The sequence below is a fragment of the Shewanella sp. genome (genome assembly GCF_047975355.1).
GTDB lineage: Bacteria > Pseudomonadota > Gammaproteobacteria > Enterobacterales > Shewanellaceae > Shewanella.
The window spans coordinates 1-7,428 of sequence record NZ_JBKEDJ010000084.1 but is presented as its reverse complement, the minus strand read 5'-3'; the positions used below and the strand labels follow the sequence as shown (position 1 = coordinate 7,428).

Below are 7,428 nucleotides of genomic sequence, written 5' to 3'. Positions count from 1 at the left end.
TTATTCGCGGCCATCAGGCCCATGCTCATCTAGGGAGTAAGACCCGCCAAAGCGACACTCTATTACAACAACCGTAATCTTAATGACAAAAGCTGTACGCTATTACACATAGCATGTGCCATGACACAAGTATCGGCAGAATCACATTCATTAAGACTAAATCATGCTAAACCACAGTAAATCTAAAAATAGACTTCAGATAACACAAAGGAGCCTCAGGCTCCTTTGTTTATCACAGGCAAGACTTACATGGTGGCCATGGTCCAGTAATCGAGGCGCTTTTGCGGATCGGCTAACAGGTTTTTACACTCATCTTTATATTTGCCCATTAGCGCACCTAAGTTACTTGAGCCGCCTAGACTCTGGATCTGGCGCGCTTTAGCGTCGGCCACCGCTTGGGTAACTTCGGCTTCTGACTGATACTTCTTCGCCAGATTTTCAGCCTCGACTTTAGAGGTTTTTAAGCGCTCACCCACTGCTTGCATTTGCGGGGCATTCATGGCGCCAATGGCCTCGGAACTGATTTGATAATAAGCAGCACATTCAATGGCTTCTTTACTAAATGCCTTTTCTGCCTCATCGGCAACTACGCTATGGCTAACAGTTAACATTAAGCCGGCAACGGCAAACGCTTTAAACATCTTGTTGTCCTTTTTATTCGCAATTAAGCATAAACTACTTAAGCAATGAGTGGATCTCAAGCTCGTAAGTTAAAAATTTCTGATCCCGCACAAAGCCTAAGGCCTCATACAATCCCTGCGCGCGGACATTATCCTTTTGGGTCTCGAGCACTAAGGCGCGAGCGCCCTGGGCTTTGGCATACTCAGTCGCCTGTTGCACCAACCCCCGACCGATACCGACACAACGCGCATGCTGGGTGACAAACACATCGTTTAGGATAAAAATCGGCGCCAAACGCAGCGATGAATAACTGGGATACAACTGCACAAAACCCAATCCCATACCCTCGGGTGAGCGCGCGATAAACACTACGGACGAGGCATCCTGCAAACGCGCACGAATAAACTGCTCCGCCGCAGGGACATCATCCTTATAGCCGTAAAACTGCCGATACTCATTAAATAACAGGGCAACCTCATGACTATGGGATACGTCAGCGCGAGAAATAATGTTTGCCATCGGCCTTTCCTACCTCAAATCTACGTGCGTGTTGCGACTCCAAATAGCGAATGCATCTCACCATTTGAAGCCTCAACTCGCCTTACTCTACCGGTCGTTGCTGTAAGCGAAATGCTAAGTTGTGTTTCACTGTGGCCCATTCAGAATCGATAATGGAATACACCACGGTATCGCGGATCGTGCCATCCTTGAGGATCTTATTGTTGCGCAGCACGCCATCTTGCTTGGCGCCGAGGCGGGCAATGGCTTGGCGAGATGCTTGATTATGCCAATGGGTGCGAAACTCGACGGCAATGGCATCGAGGGTTTCGAAGGCAAAGGTCAGCAGTAATAATTTAGATTCGGTATTAATCCCCGTGCGCTGGGCGCGCTTGGCGTACCAAGTGTAACCAATCTCCAAATGGCGATGCTCGCTCTCCCAATGGCAGATACGGGTGCAGCCGACAATCTCACCTGAGAGACGGTCGCGCACCGCAAACGGGAAACTCTCGCCGCGTGCTTTCTCATCCAAGGCTTTAGTCACATAGGCTTTCATCTCGCTTGGCTCTGGCACGCTGGTAAACCATAAACGCCACAACTCACCATCCGTTACCGCTAAACTCAAGGCGGCAACATGGGATAAAGAGAGGGGTTCCAGCACGACATGTTCGCCCGTTAAACAACCTAAAAGATCGCGTTCGCCCACAGTATCGCCTCCATTTGCTGACTAAAAAGTGTGTCCTTGCGCACATTTTTTACTAGCCTAACATTAATCTAAAATAAAAAAACCTCTATTTTCAATGTGATTTGATAATTTCATTCTAGGTGCAGGCGCTAAGATTTCCTTAAGCTTCGCCGTCGAAAATGACATGTTGATGAATCAGATTAGGCTGATGTTGCGGTCGTTCTGATGCAGCCAAATAACGCAGGGGTCAAGATAACTCCGAGACTTATGACTCCCGGTTTAACATGACGTAAGTGCAAACAAACTGCATCAAGTACAATTTAAGTATCGATTTAGCAGGTGTTGATAACACTGCCCCATTAAGATCAAAAAAGCGCAGTGTTTACTTAGAAACACTGCGCCTTGAAATCATATAGAACTTTTAAGCAGCATCAAGCCGTTACGGCCCGATAAACTAAAACCCGTGCACGCTATTACTCACCCTAAACCAGCCGGCAATACTGTTGCGCTGGGCTAAGGTTTTACTGACTTCATGGGGGAAGCGCTCGCTTAAGAAAATCACAAAGTGCCCCATTTTAGGCGCGATGCGTTCAATCTCATTATCGGCTTCATCATAAATAATCAGCTCGCCGCAATCTGCTGGTTTCCAATCTGGATTTAAAAAAAACACTGTGGTTAAGATACGGTTTTGACTACCTTTTAGCGCATCCACATGCTTCTTATAAAAAGCACCGGGCTGATACACAGCATAATGGCTTTCGTAGTCGAATAATCCCATAAATAATCGACGATTTAGGCCATCTTTTAACTGCGTCATCAAGTCTAAATAGAGGCTATCTGGCTCGCTCTGCTCCTCCAGCCACTGGATCCTATCGCGGCGAATATCGGGGTTGAGTTGCTGCTCTGCACCACGTCCAATCGAAGCCGCTTTGAGCTCATGTATTTCTGTTGCTTGGATTTTTTCCAATAATACTTGGCTAATGGGGTGAGGAATTAACTCGGGTAAAAAGATATAGCCTTTGTCTACCAAGGCGTCAGCGATCACATCCAGCACTGCTTCACTTAATTGCGAAACCATTAATGCTACATCCAATAATAAAAGGCTACGCTTTAGCTGTACTCAAGGGCTCAAAGGAGGGAAAACTGAGCCTGATTTTCGAGGGGCGTCGATACGGGATAAAGAAGCTATCCCACAGTCAAATTTGGCGCGATTTTAGAGTAAAGATTATCGAAAAACAATAGCGTAAAAAAAGGCTTGATAGGTTGCCCTACCAAGCCTTTGGCCCTTTTTACAATGAATCGTTTAATCGACTAAACCACGGCGTTTTAATAAGGCACCGGTCGTGGGTTTTTGACCGGTAAAGTGGATGTAATCCTGCATTAGATCTTCGCTGTTGCCTTTCGACAATACCGCACCACGGAACTTATCGCCGTTTTCGGCTTTTAAGCCACCATGTTGGCCCATATAGGCAAAGGCATCGGCGGCAAACACTTCCGTCCACAGGTAAGCGTAATAACCGGCAGAATAACCACCAGAGAAGGCATGGCTAAAATAGCTCGACTTATAACGTGGTGGAATTGGCGCGAAATCGAGGCCGTGTTTGGCTAGCACTTGATGTTCAAACTGTTCCACATCCTTGATTTGGGTATCGGCACCAATCGAATGCCATTCCATATCCAGTAATGCGGCCGCTAAATACTCAACGGTATCAAAACCTTGACCAAATTTATTCGAGGCTAAGATCTTATCGAGTAAGGCTTTAGGAATAGGCTCACCGGTTTGGTAGTGCTTGGCGTAATTGGCAATAACCGCTGGGTCAATGTTCCAATCTTCGTTAACTTGAGATGGAAACTCCACAAAGTCGCGCGCCGTAGCAGTACCCGCCACACTCGGATATTTCACCTTGGAGAATAAACCGTGCACGGCATGACCAAATTCATGGAACATAGTGGTCACTTCATCGAAGGTCATCAAGGTTGGACCGTCAGCAGGTTTCGGGATATTCAGCGCGTTATACACCACTGGCTTAGTGCCGAGTAGGCCGCTTTGAGTAACAAACTCATCCATCCAAGCGCCACCGCCCTTGCCTTCACGGGCATAAGGGTCTAGGTAGAACAGACCAATAGAGCTGTTGTCTTTGTCAAAAACTTCAAAGGCGAGCACATCGCTATGCCATACCGGTAAATCGGTGCGCGGTTTAACGCTGATGCCGTAGAGTTTGTGCATTGCGAAGAACAAGCCATCCTTCAGCACAGAGTTAAATTCAAAGTAGGGTTTGATGCTGCTCTCATCGAAGGCGTACTTTTGCTGACGCACTTTCTCGGCGTAATAAGCCCAATCCCAAGGTTGTAATTCAAAATTACCGCCGGCCTTTTTGATTTCAGCTTGGATATCCGCCGCATCGGCTTTAGCGTGAGCCAACGCCTTAGGCGCCAAGTCATCTAAAATTTCATACACGGCAGTTGGCGTTTTAGCCATTTGGTCGGCCACAGCGTAGGCTGCCCAAGTATCAAAGCCGAGTAAATTGGCTTTCTTGGCGCGCAGCTGCGCCATCTTCACGATTAAAGGACCATTGCTGGCAACGGCGCGGTGGGCCGAGGTTTCCCAGACTTTTTGGCGCAGTTCACGGTTATTTAAACTGGCTAAAATAGGCTGACGAGTCGTGTTCACTAAGGTAATCAGGTAACCCGTTTTACCCGCCGCTTGCGCTGCGGCCGCTAAGGTCGCGATTTCGCTGTCAGATAAACCGTCCAGTTGTGCTTTGTCGGTCACGACAATCACATCGTCTTTAAATGACTTTAAGCTGTTTTGTGAAAACTCAGTGGCAAGCGTGGCTAATTCAGCATTGAAGTCGCGCATTTTGGCTTTATCGGCATCGGATAATTTGGCACCCGCACGTACAAACTGATCGTAATAAAACTCGACCAGGCGCTTATCTTCGGCACTTAACGTGGCACGTTGTTGATATACGGTTTCCACACGGGCAAATATGCTCGGATCTAAGTAAATGTTATCGCGGTGAGCCGATAGCTTAGGCGCTAAATCCGCCTCGTTTTTTTGAAAATCATCGTCGGAGATTAACCCCGCCAGATTGAAGAAGGTGCGTGACACTCGAGTTAACAACTCACCCGAGGTTTCCATGGCTAAAATCGTATTCTCGAAGGTTGGCGCCTGTTTATTGGCAATAATCGCTGCGATTTCAGCCTCATGTTCTTTTATACCCTGCGCAAACGCGGGGGCATAATCCGAACTCTTGATCAGATTAAACTGCGGAGCTTGATCCTGCAGTGGACTCTTACTCAATAACACATTGGTCGCATCAGCTTGAGTCGATGCAGCGGCTTGTGTCGCAACCGCATTGACGGCCTCAGTATTTGCTGCCGGCTTTTCTGAGCACGCGCCCAATAACAATGCCGCGGCCACGGCAGTAGTAATAACAGACTTACGCATAGGAACTCCCTAGAGTGTTACTGCCCTGTCTTTATATTTTTTAAGTGAAAGGTGCGAGTAACGGATTTTGGCTTCTCTTCCAACTGGCGCATAGTTTGGACGCCCGTTTTCGATGCTCAACCTTAGCAAGTTAAGCGACCTTCGGCCAAGTTTTCAAAGCCAAGGAACGAGGGAAATTTGTATCTCTTTATGTGTGACGGCCGTCAAATAATGCCATCAAGGTGAGTTTGGCGGGGCTTTATCGACAAACGAGAATTCCCTGCCAACTCAAACAGTGATCTATCAAACAGAAATAATCTAATTTAAAAATAAAAACTTAGGTAAAAACACTTGAGAAAATAGCCAAAAATAATCCTGACATACGCCAAATATATTCAGGATCGAACATCATTCAGCTGCTAAATATTAATTATTATTAATAAATAGCTGGCAACATCAAATTAACGAGTCGATGAGCAAAAATGCGGCATTGGTGGTGTACAAATTAATCAATCAAGCTGCTTGTCACAATTTTAAACAGCTTTTATGCAATTAATGTCACATTCAGATCATCAAATGACTTTATAATCCTCGTCCGTTAACTGAGTGGCGCAGTAACTTAACTGTTCATTCGCCATCAATTAACAGGATGATGGGCATGTTCTTAAAAGAGCATGTATTAGGGTCAAATAAATATAAATAGAGAAAACGATGTTAAATAAAAAACTACTCGCAGTGATGATCACTGCCGCCCTAGGCGTAAGTGCCTGCAGCTCGGATGATGAGCAAATCGTTCAAGCGGATTTACGTGTGTTAGAAACCACAGATCTGCACACAAATATCATGGATTTCAACTATTACAGTGGTAAAGAAGACCCAACAATCGGTCTTGCACGTACCGCAAGCCTGATCCATGCCGCCCGTAGCGAAGCTAAAAACAGTGTACTCGTAGATAACGGCGACCTGCTTCAAGGTAGCCCTATGGGTGACTATATGGCTAAAGTCGGCCTGCAAATGGGCGATGTCCACCCCGCCTATAAAGCGATGAACCTATTAGATTACGAAGTGGGTAATATCGGTAACCACGAATTTAACTATGGTTTAGACTTTTTAAATAAATCACTTCATGGTGCAGATTTCCCTTATATTAACGCCAACGTTTATTGTGCCGACGATAATGGCTGCTGGAATGATGTGAAAAAAGGTGAACATTTATTCACCCCTTATATCATTAAAGAAAAGCAAATCGTCGATAGCGAAGGAAATAACCAAACCATTAAAATTGGTTATATTGGTTTTGTGCCACCACAGATCTTATTGTGGGATAAACAAAATCTCACCGGTAAAGTAACTGTTGAAGATATTGTTGCGACCGCTAAGAAATATGTGCCTGAAATGAAAGCGAAAGGCGCTGATTTGATTATCGCTATCCCCCACTCTGGTATCGGTTCGACCGAAAATCCTGGCGATCCTATGGCAGAGAACGCGACCTATGCCTTGACCAATGTCGACGGTATTAATGCCATTCTCTTTGGTCACAGCCACTCTATCTTCCCCGATGCCAAATATGCCGACTTACCTAACACAGACGTGACTAAGGGTCTGTTAAATGGTGTGCCAGCCGTCATGCCTGGACGCTGGGGTGATAACTTAGGTGTGGTCGACTTTAAACTCGAGCGTAAAGACGGTAAGTGGTCAGTACTCAGTGCCACCACTAAGGCACGTCCTATCTATGATGGCGCGACCAAAACACCATTAGTCGAAGCCGACGCCGCCATCCATGATGCCGTTGCCGCCGAGCACCAAGGAACACTCGCCTTCGTGGACGAGCCGATTGGGGTTGCAGCCGCCGATATGTACAGCTTCTTGACCTTAGTGCAGGACGATCCAAACGTACAAATCGTATCTGACGCGCAAATTGCTAACGTCAAAGCCAAACTCCCTGATGCGTTAAAAGATTTACCGGTCTTATCAGCCTCTGCGCCATTCAAAGCCGGTGGCCGCCATGGAACAACCAGCGACGCTGACCAATATGTTCAAGTCGATAAAGGCGCTTTAACCTTTAAAAACGCTGCCGATCTTTACCTCTACCCAAATACCATGGTTGCGGTAAAAGCGACAGGTGCTGAGCTGAAAGATTGGTTAGAGTGTTCGGCTAACCAATTCAATCAAATCGATCCAACCAAGACCACGC

Annotated in this window: 6 protein-coding genes; 1 reads left to right on the top strand and 5 read right to left on the bottom strand. The window is 46.4% G+C overall.

Features of this window, described 5'->3' with window-relative positions; translation table 11 throughout:
- Positions 1–245: 245 nt before the first annotated feature.
- From ACK5NH_RS19090 to ACK5NH_RS19070, 5 genes are all read right to left on the bottom strand, one after another.
- Entirely contained in the window at positions 246–641 is a 396-nt protein-coding gene (locus tag ACK5NH_RS19090; protein WP_416922628.1) for a hypothetical protein, read from the bottom strand.
- Positions 642–675: 34 nt separating this feature from the next.
- A complete protein-coding gene (locus ACK5NH_RS19085) occupies positions 676–1,140 on the bottom strand; it encodes a GNAT family N-acetyltransferase (protein ID WP_416922626.1) in 465 nt (154 codons plus the stop codon).
- A gap of 82 nt (positions 1,141–1,222) precedes the next feature.
- Entirely contained in the window at positions 1,223–1,825 is a 603-nt protein-coding gene (locus tag ACK5NH_RS19080) for a GNAT family N-acetyltransferase (RefSeq protein ID WP_011622309.1), read from the bottom strand.
- 433 nt (positions 1,826–2,258) lie between these two features.
- Entirely contained in the window at positions 2,259–2,882 is a 624-nt protein-coding gene (locus ACK5NH_RS19075; protein ID WP_416922623.1) for a 2OG-Fe(II) oxygenase, read from the bottom strand.
- Between the two features lie 225 nt (positions 2,883–3,107).
- The gene (locus ACK5NH_RS19070; protein WP_416922621.1) at positions 3,108–5,255 is read right to left on the bottom strand and encodes a M3 family metallopeptidase; all 2,148 of its coding nucleotides are present in this window, start codon (positions 5,253–5,255) and stop codon (positions 3,108–3,110) included.
- 690 nt (positions 5,256–5,945) lie between these two features.
- Between ACK5NH_RS19070 and ACK5NH_RS19065 the strand changes: the two genes are divergently transcribed.
- A partial coding sequence (locus tag ACK5NH_RS19065; RefSeq protein WP_416922619.1) for a bifunctional 2',3'-cyclic-nucleotide 2'-phosphodiesterase/3'-nucleotidase occupies positions 5,946–7,428 on the top strand: 1,483 nt, incomplete at its 3' end.